This window comes from Allobosea sp. GW821-FHT12C12, from assembly GCF_058807355.1.
This window is the reverse complement of record NZ_JBXAQP010000003.1, coordinates 274,593-294,360: the sequence shown is the minus strand read 5'-3', so window position 1 is coordinate 294,360 and position 19,768 is coordinate 274,593. Positions and strand designations below refer to the sequence as shown.

Below are 19,768 nucleotides of genomic sequence, written 5' to 3'. Positions count from 1 at the left end.
GTTTGACCGGCTGACCACAACGGCTTATGTCGCGGCATCCTCGACCAGATTTCGCGCAGAGCCCCATGGCCATCCGTCCGCTCGTCATCCTGCCCGACTCCGTCCTGCGCCAGGTCTCCGCGCCCGTGGCCGCGATCACGCCCGAGATCACGAGGCTCGTCGAGGACATGTTCGACACCATGTACGACGCGCCGGGGATCGGGCTGGCCGCGATCCAGATCGGCGTGCAAAAGCGCGTCGTCACGATCGATCTCGCCAAGCCCGCCGCGGAGGGCGAGGAACCGGTGCCGAAGGCGCCGCGGGTCTTCATCAACCCGGAGATCGCCTGGTCTTCCGAAGAGGTCGGCGTCTACGAGGAAGGCTGCCTCTCGATCCCGGAATACTACGAGGAGGTCGAGCGGCCGGCCCGGGTCAAGGTCCGCTACATGGACCTCGACGGCAAGACGCGGGAGATCGAGGCCGACGGCCTGCTCGCGACCTGCCTGCAGCACGAGATCGACCATCTCAACGGCGTGCTCTTCATCGACCATCTCTCGCGGCTGAAGCGCGAGCGGGTGACCAAGCGTTTCGCCAAGCAGGCCAAGCGCGAGAGCGCGGCTTGAATCGTCTTCTCACCTGTAGCGTGCGTTCCGACACATGACCCTGCGCGTCGTCTTCATGGGCACGCCCGATTTCGCCGTGCCGACGCTGACCGAGATCATCGGACAGGGGCATGAGGTCGTCGCCTGCTATACGCGCGCCCCGGCGCAGGCCGGTCGCGGGCTCGAGCTGAAGCCGTCGCCGGTCCAGCGCGCGGCCGAGCGCTTCGGCGTTCCGGTGCTGACGCCGAGGACGCTGCGCACGCCGGAGGCGGTCGAAACCTTGGCCGCCCATCGGGCCGATGTCGCGGTCGTCGTCGCCTATGGCATGATCCTGCCGCAGAGCATCCTCGACCTGCCGGAACTCGGCTGCCTCAACCTTCACGCCTCTCTGCTGCCGCGCTGGCGCGGGGCCGCGCCGATCCAGCGCGCCGTGATGGCCGGCGATGCCGAGAGCGGCGTCTGCGTCATGAGGATGGAGGCCGGCCTCGACACCGGCCCGGTCGGCATGGTCGAGAAGATCGCCATCGGACCCGACATGACGGCCGGCGACCTGCACGACGCGCTCGCGCCGCTCGGGGCTGACCTGATGACGCGCGCTCTCGCGGCGCTCGGGCGCGGCGCCCTGCGCTTCACGCCGCAGCCGGAGGAGGGCGTCACCTACGCCGCCAAGTTGACCAACGCCGAGGGCAGGCTGAACTGGAGCCGTCCGGCGAGCCAGGTCCACGACCTCGCGCGCGGGCTCTCGCCGTTTCCCGGCGCCTTCGCCGAGATCGACCTCGGCAAGGGCCCGGAGCGGCTGAAGGTGCTGCGCACGGCGCTGGCGGGCGGCGCGGCCGAGCCCGGCACGCTGCTCGACGGCGAGGGCACGGTCGCCTGCGCGGAAGGCGCGGTGAAGCTGCTTCAGGTCCAGCGCGCCGGCGGCAAGCCGATGAGCGGTGCGGAATTCTTGCGTGGCGCGCGGCTGGAACCCGGCGGCAGGATCTGATGCCGCGCTACAAGCTCGTCATCGAATATGACGGTACGCCGTTCTCGGGCTGGCAGCGCCAGCTCAACGGCCCGTCGGTCCAGCAGAGCGTCGAGGAATCGATCGAGGGTTTCTGCGGCCATCCGGTCAGGCTGCATTGCGCCGGCCGCACCGATGCCGGCGTCCACGCCACCCATCAGGTCGCCCATGTCGATCTGGAGAAGGAGTGGCGCACCGATGTCGTGCGCGACGCGACGAATGCCCGGCTGAAGCGCGTTCCCGTCGCGGTGGTGAGCGCCGAAGCGGCGCCAGACGATTTCGACGCGCGCATCTCCGCGAAGCGGCGCCACTACATCTATCGCATCCTCGACCGGCGCGCCCAGCCGACGCTCGACCTGAACCGGCTCTGGCATGTACCCGTGAAGCTCGACCACGAGGCGATGGACCGCGCGGCCAAATTCCTGCTCGGCCATCACGACTTCACCACCTTTCGCGCCGCCGAATGCCAGGCCAGCAGCCCGCTGCGCACGCTCGACCGCTTCGACGTCAGGCGCGAGGGCGACGAGATCGTGGCCTACGCCCATGCCCGCTCCTTCCTGCACCATCAGGTCCGCTCCATGGTCGGCTGCCTGAAGATGGTCGGGGCCGGACGCTGGCCTGAGGCGAAGCTCGGCAAGGTGCTTGCTGCGCGGGACCGCTCGCTATGCGCGGCGCTGGCGCCGCCCTGCGGGTTGTATCTGGCTGGGGTCGACTACTGACTCAGAAACCCCACAACCCCAGCAGCGAGGCCACGCCGGCCTGCGCCATAAAACTCGCGGCGACGACGAGCAGCGCGACGCCGCGGTCAGGCCCGAGCGTGGCGGCCGCCGCCGCATAGCGTAGTCTCGCCGCCACGGCCGAAAAGGCGAACCATTGCACGGTCGCGATCGCCGGCGTCGACCAGCCGATCGCATGGACCAGCGCCGGCAGGGCGAACAAGCTGGCGCAGAGGATCTCGGTCCAGTTCCAGGCGATGACGAAGCCGCCGAAAGCTGGCGCGCGCAGGAGATGCGGGGCCAAGCCCGCGATCAGCGTCGGGACCATGATGAAGGCTGCGATCTGCGAGGCCAGCACGGCCATGACCAGCGACGGCGACTGGAGCAGGCCGGCGGCGTTCGACAGGCCCGCCATCCGGTTCTCGGCGGCGAGGATCGCGACCATCGCCGGCACGGTCAGGATCGCGGCGAGCCAGGAGCGCGTCAGGCCCTGCCGGGAGAGATCGAGTTCGGGGAGGGCGGCTGACCCGGCGGACATCAGCCGCCACGAGCCGCGCAGGCAGCGTGTCACATCATCGGCCGCCAGCGGCATCGCCAAGCCCTCCGACCTCGTATTAGACTTTCGTCTAGGAGGATGAAAGAAGGATCAACGAACGGTCAGGCGCTCCGGTTCCCTGCGAAATACGAAGTCAGCAGCCGGTGCGTGACCGCCTCCAGCGCGACGAGGTCGGCGACCGCCACCACCTCGTCGACCTGATGCATCGTCTTGCCGACCGGGCCGTACTCCACCACCGGGCAATAGCTCTTGATGAAGCGCGCGTCCGAGGTGCCGCCGGTGGTCGAGAGCGCCGGCCGCTTGCCGGTTTCGGCTTCGACCGCATCGGCCACCATCGCGACGAAAGGCCCGGGCTGCGTCAGGAAGGCGACCGCGTTGGTCGGCTGGATCTCGAGCTCGTAGCGGACCGCGTTGCCGGCTGCCTCGCGCAGGCGGCGCTCGATCTCGGCGCCCAGCGTCTCCGGCGTCCAGATATCGTTGAAGCGGATGTTGAACACGGCTCTGGCCTGCGCCGGCACGACATTCGTCGCCGGGTTGCCGACATCGAGCGTGGTCACTTCGAGATTGCTCGGGTCGAAATGGTCGGCGCCGGCGTCGAGCGGTGCGGCGTCGAGCGCCGCCAGCAGCCGGACCATGCCCCGGATCGGGTTCTCGGCGAGGTGGGGATAGCCGACATGGCCCTGTTTGCCGTTGACGGTCAGCTTTCCGGTCAGCGAGCCGCGCCGGCCGATCTTGATCATGTCGCTCATGCTTGCAGGATTGGTCGGCTCGCCGAGCAGGCAGTGGTCGAAGCGTTCGCCGCGCGCATGCGCCCAGTCGAGCAGCTTGACCGTGCCGTTCACGGCCGGCCCCTCCTCGTCGCCGGTCACCAGAAAGGCGATCGAGCCCGAAGCGTCGGGGTTGTCGCGGCGGTAGCGCAGGGCGGCCGCGATCATCGCCGCGAGCCCGCCCTTCATGTCGCAGGCGCCGCGCCCGTGCAGGACGCCGTCCGCGATCTCGCCGGAGAACGGATCGCGCGTCCAGGCGTTGGCGTCGCCGACCGGCACGACATCGGTATGGCCGGCAATGACGAAGACGGGGCCAGCCGTTCCGATGCGGGCGTAGAGGTTCTCGATGTCGGGCGTGCCGGGCTCGCTGAAGACAGGGCGATGCACCTCGTAGCCCGCGCCCGCCAGCACGGTTTCCAGGAGCGCGAGCGCGCCGCCGTCATGCGGTGTCACCGAAGGACAGCGGACCAGGGCCTGGGCGAGGGCGACGGGATCGGTGGGGTCGAAGGCGAGTGTCTGGCTCATCCCGCCGGTTTAGCATCGGCGGGCGCGGCCGCAACCGCGTCCTCGTCATGCCGCCGGCCCGGCATCAGGCCGAGATCCACCAGCGTCACGACCCAGGCGATCAGCGAGATCGTGTCCAGCGAGGGCCCCCAGGCGATCGACATGGCCGACTTGAGCTCGGTGGGCAGCACGATGGCGCAGACCAGCAGGATGCCGAAGACGGGCGCGCTGCCGCGATCGACGGCGCGCTTGGCGGCGAGGACCGCCCAGGGGAACAGCGCGAACGCCTCGGCGAAGGCGACGATCGTCGCGGCGTGGAAGAACGCGACCTGGGGCGCCGTCCGCTCGATCAGCAGCAAAACCAGCGCGACCGCGACGCTGCCCGTCCAGAACGGGACGAGGCCGATCCGGCCGTCGAGGCTCGTGAAGAGGCGAATGAGCGACACGCGCAAGGCTCCGATGCCGCGTTCTCGCATGCCGCCGTCCCGGCTTGAAGCCTATGGTGAAGAAAAGGTTAACGCCGGCGTGACGGGACAGCGCTCTAGAAAAGGCTTGAACGACTGCCACCGCGCCGTTAGCTGCGGGGTCGGGGCTTGGCGATCGGGGTCCGCAAGGCGCGCCGCATGGCGGGGCCGCCGCCCGCGTCGGTGTTGAGAGAGGTGTCCGCCATGACCATCCGCCTGCATCGCGGCGACCTGCCGGCCGACCTCGATCTCGGGCCGATCGTGGCGATCGACACCGAGACGCTGGGCCTGAATCCGCATCGCGACCGGCTTTGCGTGGTCCAGCTCTCGCGCGGCGACGGCTCGGCCGACGTCGTGCAGATCCCCAAGGGCGGCGGCCAGCCGGTCAACCTGATCAGGCTGCTCGCCGATCCGGGGGTGCTGAAGCTGTTCCACTTCGCCCGTTTCGACATCGCCGTGCTGCTGCACGCCTTCGGCGTCGTGACCGGGCCGGTGTTCTGCACCAAGATCGCCTCGAAACTGACCCGGACCTATACCGACCGCCACGGCCTGAAGGACCTGGTCCGCGAGTTGCTCGGCATCGAACTGTCGAAGCAGCAGCAATCGTCGGACTGGGGCGCCGAGACGCTGAGCGAGGCGCAACTCGCCTATGCGGCTTCCGACGTGCTGCATCTGCATGCGCTGCACGCCAGGCTGACGACGCTGCTGGCGCGCGAGAACCGCACGCATCTCGCCGCGGCGAGCTTCGACTTCCTGCCGTTTCGCGCCGAGCTCGATCTCGCCGGCTGGGCCGAGGCCGACATCTTCGCGCATACCTGACGAATTCGGGCTCTTGCTTTCGCGGGATCCCGAGTCCGCTTTCGCGAATCCGCAGTCTCGTCATTGACAAATTCCAAGTCTCGTTGCGTCAATTTGTTCGAGCGGCATGTCGTTCGCACCCGCGAGACCGGCGCGCCGCCGACACGAAAAAGCCGTCAGCGGCTGCCATTTCGCGGGACATGACTGTGGCGATGACATCGGATCATTGGGTCCCCGCTCCCTCCGGCCGCCCGAGCCCGCGCCAGGCCGTGTTCAGGTCGGCGCGACGGCACACGCTCGTCGTGCGCTTCCTTCGCGTCGCGATCCCGCTCGGTGCGGTCGTCGCCGTGCTGGGTCTGGTCGTGACGCCGTTCATGAGCCCGCTGCGCGACGTCTCGGGGCTCTCGGTCGGGGCGGTCGGCATCCAGAACGGCAAGGTCAGGATGGAGACGCCGCGCCTCTCCGGCTATCGCAAGGACAACCGGCCCTACGAGGTCAATGCCGAGGCCGCGCTGCAGGACATCCGCAATCCGACCGAGGTCGAGTTGGTGACGCTGACGGCGCGTCTGCAGATGGAGCGCGAGGGCTGGGTCACGGTCAACGCCAAGACCGGCCTGTTCAACACGCAGGCCGAGAAGCTCAAGCTGATCGACGATGTCCGGGTCCGCACCGAGACCGGCTACGACATCCGCATGCAGAGCGCCGATATCGACTTCAAGGGCGGCACCGTCGTCTCGAAGCAGCCGGTCAAGGTCAATCTCGGCGCCACGACGGTCGACGCCGATTCACTGGATGTGAAGGAGAACGGCGCATTGATCGCGTTCGACGGCCGGGTCAGGGCGGTGATCGAGAACGCGCCGAAGGGCACGCTGGCCGGGCCCGAGCGCGAGGGCAGCAAGCCCGATCTGGAACTTCTGAGACGGGCCGAGGTTGCGCCTCCATCAGGTGGCGGCGCTGCTCCCGGGCCCGGACAACCGAATTGAGCAACGACATGCGGCACCCCATGCAATCCGTGCAGCGTCACGCGCGACCGGCCCGTCGAACCCTGACGGCGCTCGCCGTGGGTCTGTGCCTCTCGACGGCCGGCTTCAGCCTCGCCGCCATGGCGCCGGCCGGTGCGCAGCAGCCCGGGCCGGCCGTGGCGCAGAAGGCCAAGACGGTCGTCGCGCAGGCGGCTCCGGCCGCCCCGGCGCAAGGCCGTCGCGGGCGTGGCGGCGGCGAGAACTCGCCGCTCGGCGGGCTTGGCGGCGACAGCAAGGAGCCGATCAAGATCGACGCCGACAAGCTCGACGTGCTCGACAAGGAGAACAAGGCGATCTTCAGGGGCAATGTCGTCGCCGTGCAGGGCGAGACCACCGTCCGCTGCACCGTGATGACCGTGTTCTACGAGGGCCGAGGCGGCGGGCAGGGCGGCGCGGGCGCGGCGCGCGCCACGGCTCCCGCGCCGACGCCGGCCGCCGGCGGCCAGTCGAACGATTCCTCGATCAAGCGCATCGAATGCACCGGGCCCGTCACCGTCGTCTCGAAGACGCAGGCCGCGACCTCCGACAACGCCGTCTTCGACCGCGCCAACAACGTCGTGATCATGACCGGAAACGTCGCGCTGAACGACGGCCCCAACATCACGCGCGGTGAGAAGCTGACCTACAACACCGTCACCGGCGTCGCCAATGTCGAGACCAGCAAGGGCGGCCGCGTGCAGGGCTTCTTCGTGCCGAATTCCGAGACCAAGCCCGGCGCGCCCGCCGCCGGCAGCCCGGCCCGGCCCGCGCCCGCGCGCCCGGCCGCTCCGCCGACCAACTGAGCGGCGCGGAGGCGCGGTCCTTGCGGCCGTCTCCGCGCCCGTTCCACGGATCCAAGCCTTATTCATGTCCGGCTCGCCATCAGTGACAATCCCCTACACGCCCCAGACCGAGCAGACGCCTGAGCTCGCCCGGCCGCGCGTCGGCCTGCTCGCGAGACTGCGCGGCGCCTTCGCGCGCGGCGGCGACAAGGCCGGGCGCATCACGGCGGCCTCGATCGGCGGACCCGGCGTGCTCGCCGTCAGCGGCCTGCGCAAGAGCTATGGCGGGCGCAACGTCGTCAGCGAGGCGAGCCTGTTCGTCCGCCAGGGCGAGGCGGTCGGCCTGCTCGGCCCAAACGGTGCCGGCAAGACCACGATCTTCTACATGATCACCGGGCTGGTCGGAGCCGATCTCGGCGTGATCTCGCTGGAGGGCAACGACATCACCGAACTGCCGATGTACCAGCGCGCCAGGCTCGGCATCGGCTACCTGCCGCAGGAGGCCTCGATCTTCCGCGGCCTCTCGGTCGAGGACAACATCCGGGCGGTGCTCGAGGTCGTCGAACCCAACCGCAGGAGCCGCGAACGCCAGCTCGACACGCTGCTGGAGGAGTTCAACATCGCCCGCCTGCGCAAGGCGCCCTCGATCGCGCTCTCGGGCGGCGAGCGCAGGCGCTGCGAGATCGCCCGCGCGCTCGCCGGCAAGCCCTCCTTCATTCTGCTCGACGAGCCCTTCGCCGGCATCGACCCGATCGCGGTCGGCGACATCCAGGCGCTGGTCCGGCAATTGACCGATCGCGGCATCGGCGTGCTGATCACCGACCACAACGTCCGCGAGACGCTCGGCCTCGTCGACCGCGCCTACATCATCCATTCCGGCCGGGTGCTGACCGAAGGCTCGCCGGCCGAGATCATCGCCAATCCCGACGTGCGCCGGGTCTATCTGGGCGAGGATTTCCGGCTTTGACCGGCGCGGCGGAGCCGGGCGCTCCGTCGATGCGACATCATGTTGCAGTGCATTAACTGACCTGCCCAAAGCCGGGGCAGGGGCATTGCCGAGCCGCTCCGGCAGGTCTAGGCTCTCCTCCACAGGCAAGAAGCGTGCCGGAATGGCGCGCCCGTCATGGAGGGGATCGCGAGCGCATGGCGATGATGCCGCGCATGGAGTTGCGCCAGGGCCAGTCCCTGGTCATGACGCCGCAATTGCTGCAGGCGATCAAGCTCCTGCAATTGTCGCATCTCGAATTGCAGCACTTCGTCGAGGGCGAGCTCGAGCGCAATCCGCTGCTGGAGCGCGACGAGGCGGGCGAGTTCCCGATCCAGCTCAACGGCGACGGCGCGCACGCCGTCGATATCCATGCCGCCGATGCCGACAGCTTCGCCCGCTCCGAGAGCCTGAACTCGCAGGAGGGCATGGAGAACCGGCTCGGCACCGGGCTCGACAACGTCTTCCAGAGCGAGCAGCCGAGCGTCGCCAGGCTCGATACGCGCGGCGCCGATTCCCTGCCGATCATCGGCGGCGCCTATGGCGGCGCGGGCGGCTCCTTCGAGGACGGCCCGGACGGCTTCGAGCGCGGCCTGACGGCGGAAGCCTCGCTGCGCGACCACCTCTCCGCCCAGCTCGATCTTGCCGTCGCCGACCCGGCCGAGCGCATCATCGGCAGCCACCTGATCGATGCGGTCGACGATTCCGGCTATCTCGGCGAGCCGATCCCCGAGATGGCCGAGCGGCTCGGCATCACGGTCGCCCGCATCGAGAGCGTGCTCGCCATCGTGCAGGGCTTCGATCCCTCCGGCGTCGCGGCGCGCGACGTCCGGGAATGCCTCTCGATCCAGCTGCGCGACCGCGACCGTTTCGACCCCGCCATGCAGGCGCTGGTCGCCAACCTTCATCTCGTCGCCAAACGCGATTTTTCGGCGCTGAAGCGCATCTGCGGCGTCGACGACGAGGACATCGCCGACATGGTCGCCGAGATCCGCCGGCTCGATCCCAAGCCCGGCCGGGGTTTCGGCGGCTCGGCGGCGGAAACCGTCGTGCCCGACGTCTTCATCCGCGCCGCGCCCGACGGCTCCTGGCTGATCGACCTCAACCCCGACACGCTGCCGCGCGTGCTGGTCAACCAGACCTACCACGCCAAGGTCTCGAAGGCGGCGCTGAAGGACGAGGACCGCGCCTTCATCGCGGAATGCCTACAGACCGCGAACTGGCTGACGCGCTCGCTGGAGCAGCGCGCCCGCACCATCCTCAAGGTCGCGAGCGAGATCGTGCGCCAGCAGGACGGCTTCTTCGCCCATGGCGTCGAGCACCTGCGCCCGCTCAACCTGAAAACGGTCGCCGACGCGATCGGCATGCATGAATCGACCGTCTCGCGCGTGACCTCGAACAAATACCTGACCTGCTCGCGCGGCGTCTTCGAGATGAAGTACTTCTTCTCGGCCGCGATCTCCGCGACCGGCCATGGCGAGGCGCATTCGGCCGAGGCGGTGCGCTTCCGCATCAAGCAGATGATCGACGACGAGGCGCCGGCCGACGTGCTGTCCGACGACGCGATCGTGGCGAGGCTCAAGGGCAGCGGTATCGACATCGCCCGGCGCACGGTCGCGAAATACCGCGAATCCCTGCGCATCCCCTCCTCGATGGAGCGCCGCCGCGAGAAGGTCGCGATGGCGATGAGCAGCGGCCGCTAGATCGCCGTGCGTCCCATCGGACGCAAAGTGGCGGTCTATCTCCTTAAACGTCACCTTGCGGACGCCCAGCGTCGTCAGGCCGGTCAGGCGGACGCCGAGCTCTGAGCGCAAGGCGGTGTTGGTGAGGACGGACTGCTTCCAGCGATCGCCCAAGGCGGGGTTGACGTTGCGCCAGCCCGCGCCATCTTCCGCGGCGCTCATTGACATCCCCCCGACCCCGTCCTTACCTCCTGAGTGTCGGTCCGGTTACGGGCCGTACCTGCAACGAGCCTGGCGTCGAGGAAACGAGACCCGATTCGTCGCCGAAGTCAGGCTCACACCTTAAGTCGAGGATCGCGGCCGCTCGGGTGCGGTCCCGGGAAGGGAAAGCGTTCCATGAGCTTGCGAATCTCCGGCAGGAACCTCGATGTCGGCGAGGCCCTGCGCGGCCAGGCCGAGGCCCGCGTGGCGGCAGCCCTCAGCAAATATTACGAGGGCGGCTATCAGGGCCACGTCACCGTCGGCAAGGACGGCACCGCCTTCAAGACCGACGGCGTGCTGCATCTGTCGTCCGGGATCACGCTCGAGGCCTCCGGCACGGCGCACGACGCCTACGCCAGCCTCGACAAGATGGCCGAGCGCATCGAGAAGCGCCTGCGCCGCTACAAGCGCAGGCTCAAGGACCGCTCCGCCGCCCAGCAGAACGGCCGCGAGGCCGGCATCGAAATCCCCAGCTATGTGATCGCGGCCCCCGACGACGACATCGAGGAGATCGAGGCGACCACTGAGGGCGACAACCCGGTCATCGTGGCCGAATCGACCAGGTCCCTGCACGTCCTGACGGTCGGCGACGCCGTCGCGGAACTCGACCTCACCGGGGCCCCGGTCGTCATCTTCCGACACGCTGGCAATGGCCGGATGAACGTCGTATACCGCCGCCGCGACGGCAACATCGGCTGGATCGATCCGCCGGCTTCGCTCTCCTAGGGCCAAGGGCAGGACAGCCCGGCCGCAACGATGGAACCGCGCCTGATCGGCTGAAATGCCCGGCACGGGACATGCATGGACTGGCGTATGACGCTGACCGATCTCCTGAGCCCCGCCGCGGTGATCTCGCCGCTGCGGGCCAATGGCAAGAAGCAGGCGCTGCAGGAGCTGGCGCAGCATGCCGCGGGGCTCACGGGCCTGGGCGAGCGCGAGCTCTACGAGGCCCTGCTGCAGCGCGAGCGGCTGGGCTCCACCGGCATCGGCGACGGCATCGCCATTCCCCATGGCCGGATGGCCGGCATCGATCGGCTCGTCGGCCTCTTCGCCAGAGCCGAGAAGGCGATCGACTTCGACGCGCTGGACGGCCAGCCGGTCGACATCATCTTCGTGCTGATCGCGCCCGAGGGCGCCGGCGCCGACCATCTCAAGGCGCTCGCGCGCGTCGCCCGCGTGCTGCGCAACCACGCCGTCCTGGAGCAGGTCCGGGCCGTGCGCGACCCCGAGGCGATCTACGCGATCCTGGCCGATTCGGCGGCGAAGGCGGCGTGAGCGATATTATCGCTTGAATATAGCCTGCAGGCCGGCATATTTTGGATCGTGAAGACGATCATCTTCAGCGACAGCGCCGCCAAACAGCTTGACGCGCTTCCGCCGGATGCCCAGGCAGCCGTCGAGGATGGTTTGATTCAATATGCGATGACCGGGCGAGGCGATGTGAAGACACTTTCCGGGCGAAGCGGCTATCGTTTGCGGATCGGGCGATATCGCGCGTTGATCGCCGAGGATGCTGTCACCATCCTGGCGGTTTACATCGGCAAGCGCGAGACCACGACCTACCGATGGGTGAGCCCGTGAATGCATCTGTGAAAGTTCAGATCATCCAGACTCCATCCGGCGACAGTTTGGCTGTGCTGCCCTTGGCGGATTACGAGGCTTTGCTCGCGGCAGCCGAGGCTGACGATGACGCGCTCGATATCGCGATTTTCGACGCAGCCATGCGGGACCTCGAATCCGGCGTGACATCTTTGCTGCCGGCGGAGGTGTCCATGTCGATTTTGCGCGGCGCGTCGCGGCTTTCGGCGCTTCGCCGCTGGCGGGGCCTAAGCCAGAAGGAGTTGGCTCAGCGAGCCGGTATCACGCAAGGTTTCCTGTCGGACATGGAACGCCGCCGCCGCGCGGGCGCGTCGGAGACAATCGATCGGCTTGCCGCCGCGCTGGATGTGTCGCGGAGTTGGCTGGACTGAGCTTTGCCGACCGGCGCCGGAGCTCGCGTTTCCTCCGATTTGACCAGATCGAAACATCCGTTATTGCCACGGGCATGTGAGGGGCCTTCAAGCCCGAATTGTGATCCCGGAGCGCCGCCAATGGCCTATACCCATGTCGATCTCTTCCCGCTCGGCGACGACGCGACACCCTATCGCAGGATCGGCGGCGAGGGGGTCACGGTGGAGAAGCTCGGCGACCACGAGGTGCTGAGCGTCTCGCGCGAGGCGATCCGGAAGCTGTCCGAGCAGGCCTTCATCGACATCAACCACCTGCTGCGGCCGGGTCATCTTGCCCAGCTCGCCAGGATTCTCGACGACCCCGAGGCGACGGGCAATGACCGCTTCGTCGCCTACGACCTGCTGAAGAACGCCAACATCTCGGCCGGCGGCGTGCTGCCGATGTGCCAGGACACCGGCACGGCGATCATCATGGGCAAGAAGGGCCGCAAGGTCTGGACCGACGGCGACGACGAGGCGGCGCTGGGCGAAGGCGTCGCCGACGCCTATTTCAAGCGCAACCTGCGCTATTCGCAGGTCGCGCCGCTGTCGATGTTCGAGGAGAAGAACACCGCGACAAACCTGCCGGCGCAGATCGACATCTATGCCGAGGGCAAGGGGCACGGCGAGGACGCCTACAGGTTCCTCTTCGTCGCCAAGGGCGGAGGCTCGGCCAACAAGACTTTCCTGTTCCAGGCCACGCCCTCGCTTTTGACCAAGGACCGGATGCTCGCCTTCTTGAAGGAGAAGATCCTGACGCTGGGCACCGCCGCCTGCCCGCCATACCACCTCGCCATCGTCATCGGCGGCACCTCGGCCGAGCAGAACCTCAAGACGGTCAAACTCGCCTCGACGAAATATCTCGACGCGCTGCCGACGCAAGGGTCCGAGAGCGGCCACGCCTTCCGCGATCTCGCGATGGAGGAAGAGATCCACAAACTGACGCAGTCGCTCGGCGTCGGCGCGCAGTTCGGCGGCAAGTATTTCTGCCATGACGTCCGCGTCGTGCGCCTGCCGCGCCACGGCGCCTCGCTGCCGATCGGGCTCGGCGTCTCCTGCTCGGCCGACCGCCAGGCCAAGGGCAAGATCACTAGGGACGGCATCTTTCTCGAGGCGCTTGAGGCCGATCCGTCGAGATATCTGCCCGATATCGACGAGAGCAGGCTCGGCGGCGACGTGGTCAGGATCGACCTGAACCGGCCGATGGCCGACGTTCTGGCGACGCTCTCGCGCTATCCGGTCAAGACCCGGCTCTCGCTCACCGGCACGATCATCGTCGCGCGCGATTCAGCCCATGCCAGGATCCGCGAGCGGCTGGAGGCCGGCGAAGGCATGCCGGACTATCTCAAGAACCACCCGGTCTATTACGCCGGCCCGGCCAAGACGCCGGACGGCATGGCGTCGGGCTCATTCGGCCCGACCACGGCGGGCCGGATGGACTCGTTCGTCGACCAGTTCCAGTCCTTCGGCGGTTCGATGGTGATGCTCGCCAAGGGCAACCGATCCGCGGCGGTTCGGGAAGCCTGCAGGCGCCATGGCGGCTTCTATCTCGGCTCGATCGGCGGGCCGGCGGCGCGGCTGGCGCAGGACTGCATCCGCAAGGTCGAGGTGCTGGAATATCCCGAGCTCGGCATGGAGGCGGTCTGGCGCATCGAAGTCGAGGATTTTCCGGCCTTCATCGTGATCGACGACAAGGGAAACGACTTCTTCAAGGAGCTCAACCTCGGATGAGGGCGCTTCCCGCAGTTCTTCTCGGGGTGCTGGCGACCGTCGCGGCGGCGCAGGCGCAGCAACCCGTGCCGGCGACCTGCTCGCGCGACCTGTTCCAGAACGAGGGCGGCATGCAGCGCGAGCTGACGCGGCTGCGTTCGGTCGGCACGGCCCCGCTGCCCGAGCAATGCCGCGTCTGGCGCGAGCATGTCGGCTTTCTGCAGAAGGCGCGCGGCGTCTTCGCGACCTGCATGACCGGCGCGAGGCGCGAGCAGAACGTCCGCCAGATGGACGAATCGCTGGCGGAGTATCGCGTGCTGCTGGCGGATCGTTGCAAGCGATGAGCCTTTCCGTCATTGCGAACGGTGACCGTGAAAGCCGAGGAATGCCATGACCGACCAGCCGCAGTCGCCCCTCGGCATCGCCGTCGTTCCCGTCACCCTGTTCGAGCAGAACTGTTCGATCGTCTGGTGCACGAAGACGATGCAGGCCGCGATCGTCGACCCCGGCGGCGATCTCGATCGCATTCAGGGCGCGCTGAAGGAACTCAAGGTCACGCCGGTCGCGATCTGGCTGACCCACGGCCATATCGACCATGCCGGCGGCGCGACCGACCTCGCCGAGGCGCTGTCTCTGCCGGTCATCGGCCCGCACGAGGCGGAAAAACCCCTGCTCGACTCGTTGCCGCAGCAGGGCCTGCGCTTCGACATGCGCGGCCTGCGCCCGGTCGCGCCGACGCGCTGGCTGAGCGAGGGGGACACGGTCTCGGTCGGCAATGTGGTTTTCGACGTGCGCCACGTGCCCGGCCACAGCCCCGGCCATGTCACCTTCTTCCAGAAGGATGTGCGTTTCCTGCTGGCGGGCGACACCGTCTTCGCCGGCTCCGTCGGCCGAACCGACCTGCCCGGCGGCGACCACGCCCTGCTGATCTCAGGCATCAAGACCAAGCTCCTGCCGCTCGGCGACGACGTCCAGTTCCTGCCGGGTCATGGCCCTGCGAGCACGTTGGGCGCGGAACGCGTAGGCAACCCGTTCCTGCAGGATTGAGCTCGAGAAACGAAAAGACCCGCAGCGGATGTCCGCTACGGGCCTCGGAATGAACCAACGGCCATGTCCTGAACGGGTGCGCGTACATCCGGCGTCAAACGTTCGGCCCATGGCCGTCTTCAACGGCGCCGGAGGACCTTGAACCGTCCTCGACATCGCCGTGATCCTCATATGGACATGGCGTGTGTCCGTTTCAAGGCCGTTCCTCAGCTATCGAGCACGCCGTGCAGGAAATCGCTCTTGCCGATCTGGATGCCGTTCTCGCGCAGGATCGCGTAGGCGGTCGCGGCGTGGAAATAGAAGTTCGGAACGGCGAAGAGGGTGAGGTATTTTTCGCCCTTCATCGTCACGGTGGCGGACGGGCCACGCGGGAAGGTGACGTCCTTGGCGAGGCCCGCGTCGAGCGCGGCATCGTCCGCGCCTTCGACGAAGCCCAGCGTCCTGGCAATGCGCGCCTTCAGTTCCTCGAAGCTCTTCTCCTCGTCCGGCATCTTCGGGTTCTCGGCCCCGGAGATGCGGAAAACCGCATTTTTGGCGAAGTCGCAGGTCAACTGGATCTGGCGCGTGAAGGGCAGCATGTCCGGCGCGATGCGTGCGTTCAGCAGCACTTTGGGGGCGATCTTGCGGGCGGTCGCCTGTTCGAGCGCCTTGTCGAGAATGGCGTCGAGCGCCTTCAGCGTCTGGACGAAGCCTGAAAGCGCGGCGGAGCGGGGGGTGATTGGCATGGGAGCGTTCCTCGGAAACGAAAACGGGTCCGGCCGGGCCCGTCGTGTCGTCGATATAGCAACTCCGGAGCGCTTTGCAGCAGACTCCGCTCAGTCCTTGGCGCGCTCGACATAGGCGCCGGTCTCGGTCATCACGACGATGCGCGTGCCGGGGCCGATATGCGGCGGCACGGCGGTGCGCACGCCGTTGACCAGGATCGCCGGCTTGTAGGAGGACGAGGCCGTCTGGCCCTTGGTCACCGGCTCGGTCTCGGCGACCTCGACCGTGACGCGCTGCGGCAGTTCGATCGCGACCGCCTTGTCCTCGAACACCGAGAGCGTGACCTTCATGCCCTCCTGCAGGTAGGGCGCCATGTCGCCGACCACGTCGCCATCGACATTGATCTGGTCGAACGTCTCGGGGTTCATGAAGACGTATTGCTCGCCGTCCTGGTAGAGATAGGTGAAGTCGCGATCCTCGACATAGGCGCGCTCGACCTGTTCGGTCGTCTTGTAGCGCTGCGTCATCTTGGTGCCGTCGGAGATGCGGCGCATGTCGATCTGCGTCGTCGGCGTGCCCTTGCCGGGGAAGAAGCTCTCGGCCGAGAGCACCGAGCAGAGATGCCCGTCGAGCTCGAGCACATTGCCCTTGCGGACGGATGAGGCGATGACCTTGACCACGTTGAGACGTCCCTGGCTTATGCGCGGCATGCGCGCGAGAATTCGTTGCCGCGCAACTACTCCATCGCGACCGAAAACGGAAGCCGCCGCGCCGAGGCGTCGAGAGCCGGCGCTTGACTTTAATGGCGTGTAGATACAATTAAAGCGCGAGGCTCGATTTCGATCCTGCCAAGAACGAGCGGAACATCCGCGAGCGCGGCTTGTCGTTCGATCGTGTCTATCAGTTCGATTTCGACACGGCGCTGATCCAGCCGGATTTTCGCTTCGACTATCCGGAGCCACGGTTCATCGCGACAGGGTTCATCGGTGATCGCCTGCATGTCGTCTGTTACACGCCTGCCGGTGATGCAATCAGAGTGATCAGCTTTCGCAAGGCGAACGATAGGGAGGCGAGGAAGTATGTCTTGGAGCGCGAAGGATCGTGAGGCGGCTCTGACCTTGCCGCCGCTGACCGATGAGGACGGCGAGGTTCGCGAACTGACCGACGCCGATTTCGCGCTGATGCGACCGGCGCACGAGGTTTTGCCGAAGGCGTTCATGGACGCCATGCGCGAGCATCGCCGCCGCCAGGGCGAGCGCGGGGCGCAGAAGGCGCCGACCAAGAAGCTGGTCTCGCTCAGGCTCGATCAGGAGGTGCTGGAGCGGGCCAAGGCCGGTGGGCCGGGCTGGCAGACGCGGATCAACGATATCCTGCGCGACGCGCTGCTGAAGCGGACGGGCTGACCGGCCGATCATGTCCGATCCCGATCCGCCCTTCTGGCGGCCCGACATCCATGCCGACCGACGCCCGGCGCTGCTGGCGCGCGGGCGGATCAAGGCGGCGCTGCGGCGCTGGTTCGAGGCGCGCGATTTCATCGAGGTCGAGGCGGCGATCCTGCAGGTCTCGCCCGGCAACGAGACGCATCTGCACGGCTTCGCGACGACGCTGATCGACGATGCCGGCGCGGGCCATCCCTACTATCTGCACACCTCGCCGGAATTTGCCGCCAAGAAGCTGCTCGCGGCGGGCGAGACGAAAATCTTCGACTTCGCCCGCGTCTTCCGCAATCGCGAGCGCACGGCGCTTCACCATCCCGAATTCACGATGCTGGAGTGGTATCGGGCCGGCGAGACCTACGACGTGCTGATGGCCGACTGCGCGGCGCTGCTGGCGGAGGCCGCCCGGGCCGCGGGCGCGACGACTTTGCGCTGGCGCGAGGTGGAGGCCGATCCCTTCGCCGCGCCGGAGCGGATGACCGTGCAGGACGCCTTCCTGCGCCATGCCGGCATCGACCTGTTGCGGACGGTCACCGCCGATCACGACGTCGACCGGGGCGGGCTCGCCGCCGATGCGGCCGAGGCCGGCATCCGCGTCGCTGCCGACGACACATGGTCGGACATCTTCAGCCGCATCCTGTCGGAGCGGGTCGAGCCGCATCTCGGCCGGGGCCGCGCCACCATCCTGTGCGAGTATCCGATTTCGGAGGCGGCGCTGGCCCGACCCGAGCCGGGCGATCCGCGCGTCGCCGAGCGCTTCGAGCTCTATGCCTGCGGCGTCGAGCTCGCCAACGCCTTCGGCGAGTTGACCGATCCGGCCGAGCAGAGGCGGCGCTTCGAGGCCGACATGGACGAAAAGCAGCGCATCCATGGCGAGCGCTATCCGATCGACGAGGATTTCCTCGCCGCGCTGGCGCGGATGCCGCAGGCGTCGGGCATCGCGCTCGGCTTCGACCGGCTGGCGATGCTCTGCACCCATGCGCGCGCGATCGAGGACGTGCTCTGGACGCCGGTCGCGCAACCGGGCAGGGGAGGGCGATGACGATCCATCGGCCTCTTTCCGACTCGCCGCTCCGCGGCATCGACGCGCTGATCGCGCGGGGCCTCGTCGCGCCCGCTCGGCGCGCTGCCTTGCAGGAGGTCGCGTCGCGCTATGCCGTCTCGGTGACGCCGGCCATGGCCGCGCTGATCGACGCCGGCGACGCCGCCGACCCGATCGCGCGGCAGTTCGTGCCCGACGCCGCCGAACTGGTGACGCTGCCGCAGGAGCTCGCCGACCCGATCGGCGACGACGTCCATTCCCCGGTCGCGGGCGTGGTCCATCGCTATCCCGACCGCGCGCTGCTCAAGCTCGTCCATGCCTGCCCGGTCTATTGCCGCTTCTGCTTCCGACGCGAGATGGTCGGGCCCGGCGGCGATGCCCTGACGGGCGAGACGCTGGACGCCGCGCTGGCCTATCTCGCCGCGCGGCCCGCGATCTGGGAGGTCGTCATGACCGGCGGCGACCCGCTGATCCTGTCGGGCCGCCGCATCCGCGAGGTCGCGCGCCGGCTGGCGGCGATCCCGCACATCAGGGTGGCGCGCTGGCACACGCGCGTTCCCATGGTCCAGCCCGAACGCGTCACCGCCGATTATGCCCGCGCCCTGCGCGTGCCCGGCAAGGCGAGCTATGTCGCGATCCACGCCAACCATCCGCGCGAGTTCACGGCTGAGGCCTGCGCCGCGCTGGCCCGGCTGGCCGACGCCGGCCATGTCCTGATCAGCCAGAGCGTGCTGCTCAAGGGCGTCAACGCCGATGTCGGGACGCTGGGCGCGCTGATGCGCGCCTTCGTCGAGAACCGCGTCAAGCCCTATTACCTGCACCATCCCGACCTCGCGCCGGGCACCTCGCATTTTCGGCTCTCGCTGGCGGAGGGTCAGGCCCTCGTCAAGCGCCTGCGCGGCCATCTTTCGGGACTGTGCCAGCCGACCTATATCCTCGACATCCCCGGCGGGGCGGGAAAGGCGCCGGTCGCGGCCTCGTCGCTCGGATGCGGGCCGGCGGAAGGCGCAGGAGCCACCGTCGAGGACCGGCACGGCGTTCGGCACGCCTACCCGCCCGCCTGAGCAGCCATCATCACGAAGGAGCGATCATGCAGGACAAGATGCCAATCGCGATCGTCTCCGACATCGTCTGCCCCTGGTGCTTCATCGGCAAGGCGCGCCTGGAGACGGCGCTTTCCCAGCACGGCCTGACCGACAAGGTCGCCATCACCTGGCTGCCCTATGAACTCAACCCCGACATGCCGGCCGAGGGTATGGACCGGACGCAATATCTCGACGCCAAGTTCGGTCCCGGCAAGCGCAGGGAGATCGAGATCAGGCTCTCGGAGGCCGCGCTGGAAAGCGGCGTCACCTTCAACTGGGCCAAGGTGACGAAGAGCGTCAACACGCGCATGGCGCATATGCTGGTCGCGGCGGCGTCGACCGTGCAGCGCGGCGGCGATATGAAGGCCGCGCTGTTCAAGGCCTATTTCCAGGAGGGCCGCGACATCGGCGATCTGGAGACGCTGGTCGCGATCGCCGTCGAGCAGGGTTTCGACGAGCAGGCGGCGCGCGACGAGCTGAGCAACGACGAGTTGCGCGAGACCGTGATCGGGCTGGAGGCGCATGCGCGGCAGGTCGGCGTCACCGGCGTGCCCTTCTTCGTCGTCGACGGCAAGCTCGCGGTCTCCGGTGCGCAGACGGCCGATGTCTGGGCTCAGGTCTTCGCGCAGGTGATGCGGGACGCGGCCTAGGCGCT

24 protein-coding genes and 1 pseudogene are annotated in these 19,768 nt (G+C 68.0%); 20 read left to right on the top strand and 5 right to left on the bottom strand.

Annotation, left to right across the window (positions count from 1 at the left end; genetic code table 11):
- The first annotated feature begins 65 nt into the window (after window positions 1-65).
- The 3 genes from def to truA are packed head-to-tail and all read left to right on the top strand — an operon-like array spanning window position 66 to window position 2,303.
- A complete protein-coding gene (gene def, locus AC1RRW_RS06215; RefSeq protein WP_492899730.1) occupies window positions 66-602 on the top strand; it encodes a peptide deformylase in 537 nt (178 codons plus the stop codon).
- Between the two features lie 34 nt (window positions 603-636).
- The gene (gene fmt, locus AC1RRW_RS06210) at window positions 637-1,566 is read left to right on the top strand and encodes a methionyl-tRNA formyltransferase (protein WP_492899729.1); all 930 of its coding nucleotides are present in this window, start codon (window positions 637-639) and stop codon (window positions 1,564-1,566) included.
- Window positions 1,566-2,303, top strand: coding sequence for a tRNA pseudouridine(38-40) synthase TruA (gene truA, locus AC1RRW_RS06205; RefSeq protein ID WP_492899728.1), 738 nt, complete (start codon window positions 1,566-1,568; stop codon window positions 2,301-2,303). Before fmt ends, truA begins: the two co-directional genes overlap by 1 nt.
- 1 nt (window position 2,304) lies before the next feature.
- On the opposite strand, the gene AC1RRW_RS06200 is transcribed toward truA, so the two are convergent.
- The 3 genes from AC1RRW_RS06200 to AC1RRW_RS06190 all read right to left on the bottom strand — a co-directional run bounded on the left by AC1RRW_RS06200 (window position 2,305) and on the right by AC1RRW_RS06190 (window position 4,573).
- Window positions 2,305-2,838 carry a hypothetical protein gene (locus AC1RRW_RS06200; protein ID WP_492899726.1) on the bottom strand — a complete coding sequence of 178 codons (534 nt, stop codon included), beginning with the start codon at window positions 2,836-2,838 and terminating at the stop codon, window positions 2,305-2,307.
- A gap of 119 nt (window positions 2,839-2,957) precedes the next feature.
- Window positions 2,958-4,148 (bottom strand): succinyl-diaminopimelate desuccinylase, encoded by a 1,191-nt coding sequence (dapE, locus tag AC1RRW_RS06195; protein WP_492899725.1) that lies wholly within the window; start codon window positions 4,146-4,148, stop codon window positions 2,958-2,960.
- Window positions 4,145-4,573: a hypothetical protein gene (locus AC1RRW_RS06190; protein ID WP_492899723.1), complete on the bottom strand. Its 429-nt coding sequence runs from the start codon at window positions 4,571-4,573 to the stop codon at window positions 4,145-4,147. The genes dapE and AC1RRW_RS06190 overlap by 4 nt, the downstream gene beginning before the upstream one ends.
- 222 nt (window positions 4,574-4,795) lie before the next feature.
- Here AC1RRW_RS06190 and AC1RRW_RS06185 point away from each other — a divergent pair, with 222 nt between their 5' ends.
- The 12 genes from AC1RRW_RS06185 (at window position 4,796) to AC1RRW_RS06130 (ending at window position 14,845) form a co-directional block, all read left to right on the top strand.
- Entirely contained in the window at window positions 4,796-5,410 is a 615-nt protein-coding gene (locus tag AC1RRW_RS06185) for a ribonuclease D (protein WP_492899721.1), read from the top strand.
- Window positions 5,411-5,601: 191 nt separating this feature from the next.
- Complete coding sequence (gene lptC / locus AC1RRW_RS06180) at window positions 5,602-6,372, top strand: LPS export ABC transporter periplasmic protein LptC (RefSeq protein ID WP_492899720.1); 771 nt, start codon at window positions 5,602-5,604, stop codon at window positions 6,370-6,372.
- Between the two features lie 8 nt (window positions 6,373-6,380).
- The gene (locus AC1RRW_RS06175; protein ID WP_492899719.1) at window positions 6,381-7,193 is read left to right on the top strand and encodes an LptA/OstA family protein; all 813 of its coding nucleotides are present in this window, start codon (window positions 6,381-6,383) and stop codon (window positions 7,191-7,193) included.
- A gap of 82 nt (window positions 7,194-7,275) precedes the next feature.
- The gene (gene lptB / locus AC1RRW_RS06170) at window positions 7,276-8,139 is read left to right on the top strand and encodes an LPS export ABC transporter ATP-binding protein (protein WP_492899718.1); all 864 of its coding nucleotides are present in this window, start codon (window positions 7,276-7,278) and stop codon (window positions 8,137-8,139) included.
- A 176-nt stretch (window positions 8,140-8,315) separates the two neighbouring features.
- A complete protein-coding gene (gene rpoN, locus AC1RRW_RS06165; RefSeq protein WP_492899717.1) occupies window positions 8,316-9,860 on the top strand; it encodes an RNA polymerase factor sigma-54 in 1,545 nt (514 codons plus the stop codon).
- Between the two features lie 375 nt (window positions 9,861-10,235).
- On the top strand, window positions 10,236-10,826 hold the full coding sequence (gene hpf / locus AC1RRW_RS06160; protein WP_492899716.1) for a ribosome hibernation-promoting factor, HPF/YfiA family: 591 nt from the start codon (window positions 10,236-10,238) through the stop codon (window positions 10,824-10,826).
- Window positions 10,827-10,913: 87 nt separating this feature from the next.
- A complete protein-coding gene (gene ptsN / locus AC1RRW_RS06155) occupies window positions 10,914-11,375 on the top strand; it encodes a PTS IIA-like nitrogen regulatory protein PtsN (RefSeq protein ID WP_492899846.1) in 462 nt (153 codons plus the stop codon).
- Between the two features lie 48 nt (window positions 11,376-11,423).
- On the top strand, window positions 11,424-11,681 hold the full coding sequence (locus AC1RRW_RS06150; RefSeq protein ID WP_492899714.1) for a type II toxin-antitoxin system RelE family toxin: 258 nt from the start codon (window positions 11,424-11,426) through the stop codon (window positions 11,679-11,681).
- Complete coding sequence (locus tag AC1RRW_RS06145) at window positions 11,666-12,070, top strand: helix-turn-helix domain-containing protein (RefSeq protein WP_492899712.1); 405 nt, start codon at window positions 11,666-11,668, stop codon at window positions 12,068-12,070. The genes AC1RRW_RS06150 and AC1RRW_RS06145 overlap by 16 nt, the downstream gene beginning before the upstream one ends.
- 120 nt (window positions 12,071-12,190) lie before the next feature.
- Window positions 12,191-13,819 (top strand): fumarate hydratase, encoded by a 1,629-nt coding sequence (locus tag AC1RRW_RS06140; protein WP_492899711.1) that lies wholly within the window; start codon window positions 12,191-12,193, stop codon window positions 13,817-13,819.
- Window positions 13,816-14,142, top strand: a complete 327-nt coding sequence (locus tag AC1RRW_RS06135; protein WP_492899710.1) for a hypothetical protein — start codon at window positions 13,816-13,818, stop codon at window positions 14,140-14,142. Before AC1RRW_RS06140 ends, AC1RRW_RS06135 begins: the two co-directional genes overlap by 4 nt.
- Before the next feature lie 46 nt (window positions 14,143-14,188).
- Window positions 14,189-14,845, top strand: coding sequence for an MBL fold metallo-hydrolase (locus tag AC1RRW_RS06130; protein ID WP_492899708.1), 657 nt, complete (start codon window positions 14,189-14,191; stop codon window positions 14,843-14,845).
- A 206-nt stretch (window positions 14,846-15,051) separates the two neighbouring features.
- Here AC1RRW_RS06130 and AC1RRW_RS06125 read toward each other — a convergent pair whose 3' ends face one another.
- Together AC1RRW_RS06125 and efp are read right to left on the bottom strand one after the other, a co-directional pair.
- Window positions 15,052-15,570 carry a DUF1993 domain-containing protein gene (locus tag AC1RRW_RS06125; protein WP_492899707.1) on the bottom strand — a complete coding sequence of 173 codons (519 nt, stop codon included), beginning with the start codon at window positions 15,568-15,570 and terminating at the stop codon, window positions 15,052-15,054.
- 90 nt (window positions 15,571-15,660) lie between these two features.
- Window positions 15,661-16,260 (bottom strand): elongation factor P, encoded by a 600-nt coding sequence (gene efp, locus AC1RRW_RS06120; RefSeq protein WP_492899705.1) that lies wholly within the window; start codon window positions 16,258-16,260, stop codon window positions 15,661-15,663.
- 140 nt (window positions 16,261-16,400) lie between these two features.
- Between efp and AC1RRW_RS06115 the strand changes: the two are divergent.
- The 5 genes and pseudogenes from AC1RRW_RS06115 to AC1RRW_RS06095 all read left to right on the top strand — a co-directional run.
- Window positions 16,401-16,655 (top strand): annotated as a pseudogene (locus AC1RRW_RS06115) (BrnT family toxin); the annotation flags it as partial.
- Complete coding sequence (locus AC1RRW_RS06110; RefSeq protein ID WP_492899704.1) at window positions 16,630-16,953, top strand: BrnA antitoxin family protein; 324 nt, start codon at window positions 16,630-16,632, stop codon at window positions 16,951-16,953. The pseudogene AC1RRW_RS06115 and the gene AC1RRW_RS06110, both read left to right, overlap by 26 nt.
- Before the next feature lie 10 nt (window positions 16,954-16,963).
- Window positions 16,964-18,028, top strand: coding sequence for an EF-P lysine aminoacylase EpmA (epmA, locus tag AC1RRW_RS06105; protein WP_492899703.1), 1,065 nt, complete (start codon window positions 16,964-16,966; stop codon window positions 18,026-18,028).
- Entirely contained in the window at window positions 18,025-19,092 is a 1,068-nt protein-coding gene (locus tag AC1RRW_RS06100; RefSeq protein ID WP_492899702.1) for a lysine-2,3-aminomutase-like protein, read from the top strand. Before epmA ends, AC1RRW_RS06100 begins: the two co-directional genes overlap by 4 nt.
- 26 nt (window positions 19,093-19,118) lie before the next feature.
- Entirely contained in the window at window positions 19,119-19,763 is a 645-nt protein-coding gene (locus AC1RRW_RS06095) for a DsbA family oxidoreductase (protein WP_492899701.1), read from the top strand.
- Window positions 19,764-19,768 lie beyond the last annotated feature (5 nt).

Coding starts and splice junctions, on each gene's coding strand:
- AC1RRW_RS06175 (WP_492899719.1), top strand. CDS start 6,381: ATGCGGCACCCCATGCAATCCGTGCAGCGTCACGCGCGACCGGCCCGT.
- AC1RRW_RS06200 (WP_492899726.1), bottom strand. CDS start 2,838: ATGTCCGCCGGGTCAGCCGCCCTCCCCGAACTCGATCTCTCCCGGCAG.
- AC1RRW_RS06145 (WP_492899712.1), top strand. CDS start 11,666: ATGGGTGAGCCCGTGAATGCATCTGTGAAAGTTCAGATCATCCAGACT.
- ptsN (WP_492899846.1), top strand. CDS start 10,914: ATGACGCTGACCGATCTCCTGAGCCCCGCCGCGGTGATCTCGCCGCTG.
- hpf (WP_492899716.1), top strand. CDS start 10,236: ATGAGCTTGCGAATCTCCGGCAGGAACCTCGATGTCGGCGAGGCCCTG.
- lptC (WP_492899720.1), top strand. CDS start 5,602: ATGACATCGGATCATTGGGTCCCCGCTCCCTCCGGCCGCCCGAGCCCG.
- AC1RRW_RS06140 (WP_492899711.1), top strand. CDS start 12,191: ATGGCCTATACCCATGTCGATCTCTTCCCGCTCGGCGACGACGCGACA.
- def (WP_492899730.1), top strand. CDS start 66: ATGGCCATCCGTCCGCTCGTCATCCTGCCCGACTCCGTCCTGCGCCAG.
- rpoN (WP_492899717.1), top strand. CDS start 8,316: ATGGCGATGATGCCGCGCATGGAGTTGCGCCAGGGCCAGTCCCTGGTC.
- dapE (WP_492899725.1), bottom strand. CDS start 4,148: ATGAGCCAGACACTCGCCTTCGACCCCACCGATCCCGTCGCCCTCGCC.
- efp (WP_492899705.1), bottom strand. CDS start 16,260: ATGCCGCGCATAAGCCAGGGACGTCTCAACGTGGTCAAGGTCATCGCC.
- fmt (WP_492899729.1), top strand. CDS start 637: ATGACCCTGCGCGTCGTCTTCATGGGCACGCCCGATTTCGCCGTGCCG.
- AC1RRW_RS06095 (WP_492899701.1), top strand. CDS start 19,119: ATGCAGGACAAGATGCCAATCGCGATCGTCTCCGACATCGTCTGCCCC.
- AC1RRW_RS06100 (WP_492899702.1), top strand. CDS start 18,025: ATGACGATCCATCGGCCTCTTTCCGACTCGCCGCTCCGCGGCATCGAC.
- AC1RRW_RS06125 (WP_492899707.1), bottom strand. CDS start 15,570: ATGCCAATCACCCCCCGCTCCGCCGCGCTTTCAGGCTTCGTCCAGACG.
- AC1RRW_RS06110 (WP_492899704.1), top strand. CDS start 16,630: ATGTCTTGGAGCGCGAAGGATCGTGAGGCGGCTCTGACCTTGCCGCCG.
- AC1RRW_RS06135 (WP_492899710.1), top strand. CDS start 13,816: ATGAGGGCGCTTCCCGCAGTTCTTCTCGGGGTGCTGGCGACCGTCGCG.
- truA (WP_492899728.1), top strand. CDS start 1,566: ATGCCGCGCTACAAGCTCGTCATCGAATATGACGGTACGCCGTTCTCG.
- AC1RRW_RS06185 (WP_492899721.1), top strand. CDS start 4,796: ATGACCATCCGCCTGCATCGCGGCGACCTGCCGGCCGACCTCGATCTC.
- epmA (WP_492899703.1), top strand. CDS start 16,964: ATGTCCGATCCCGATCCGCCCTTCTGGCGGCCCGACATCCATGCCGAC.
- AC1RRW_RS06130 (WP_492899708.1), top strand. CDS start 14,189: ATGACCGACCAGCCGCAGTCGCCCCTCGGCATCGCCGTCGTTCCCGTC.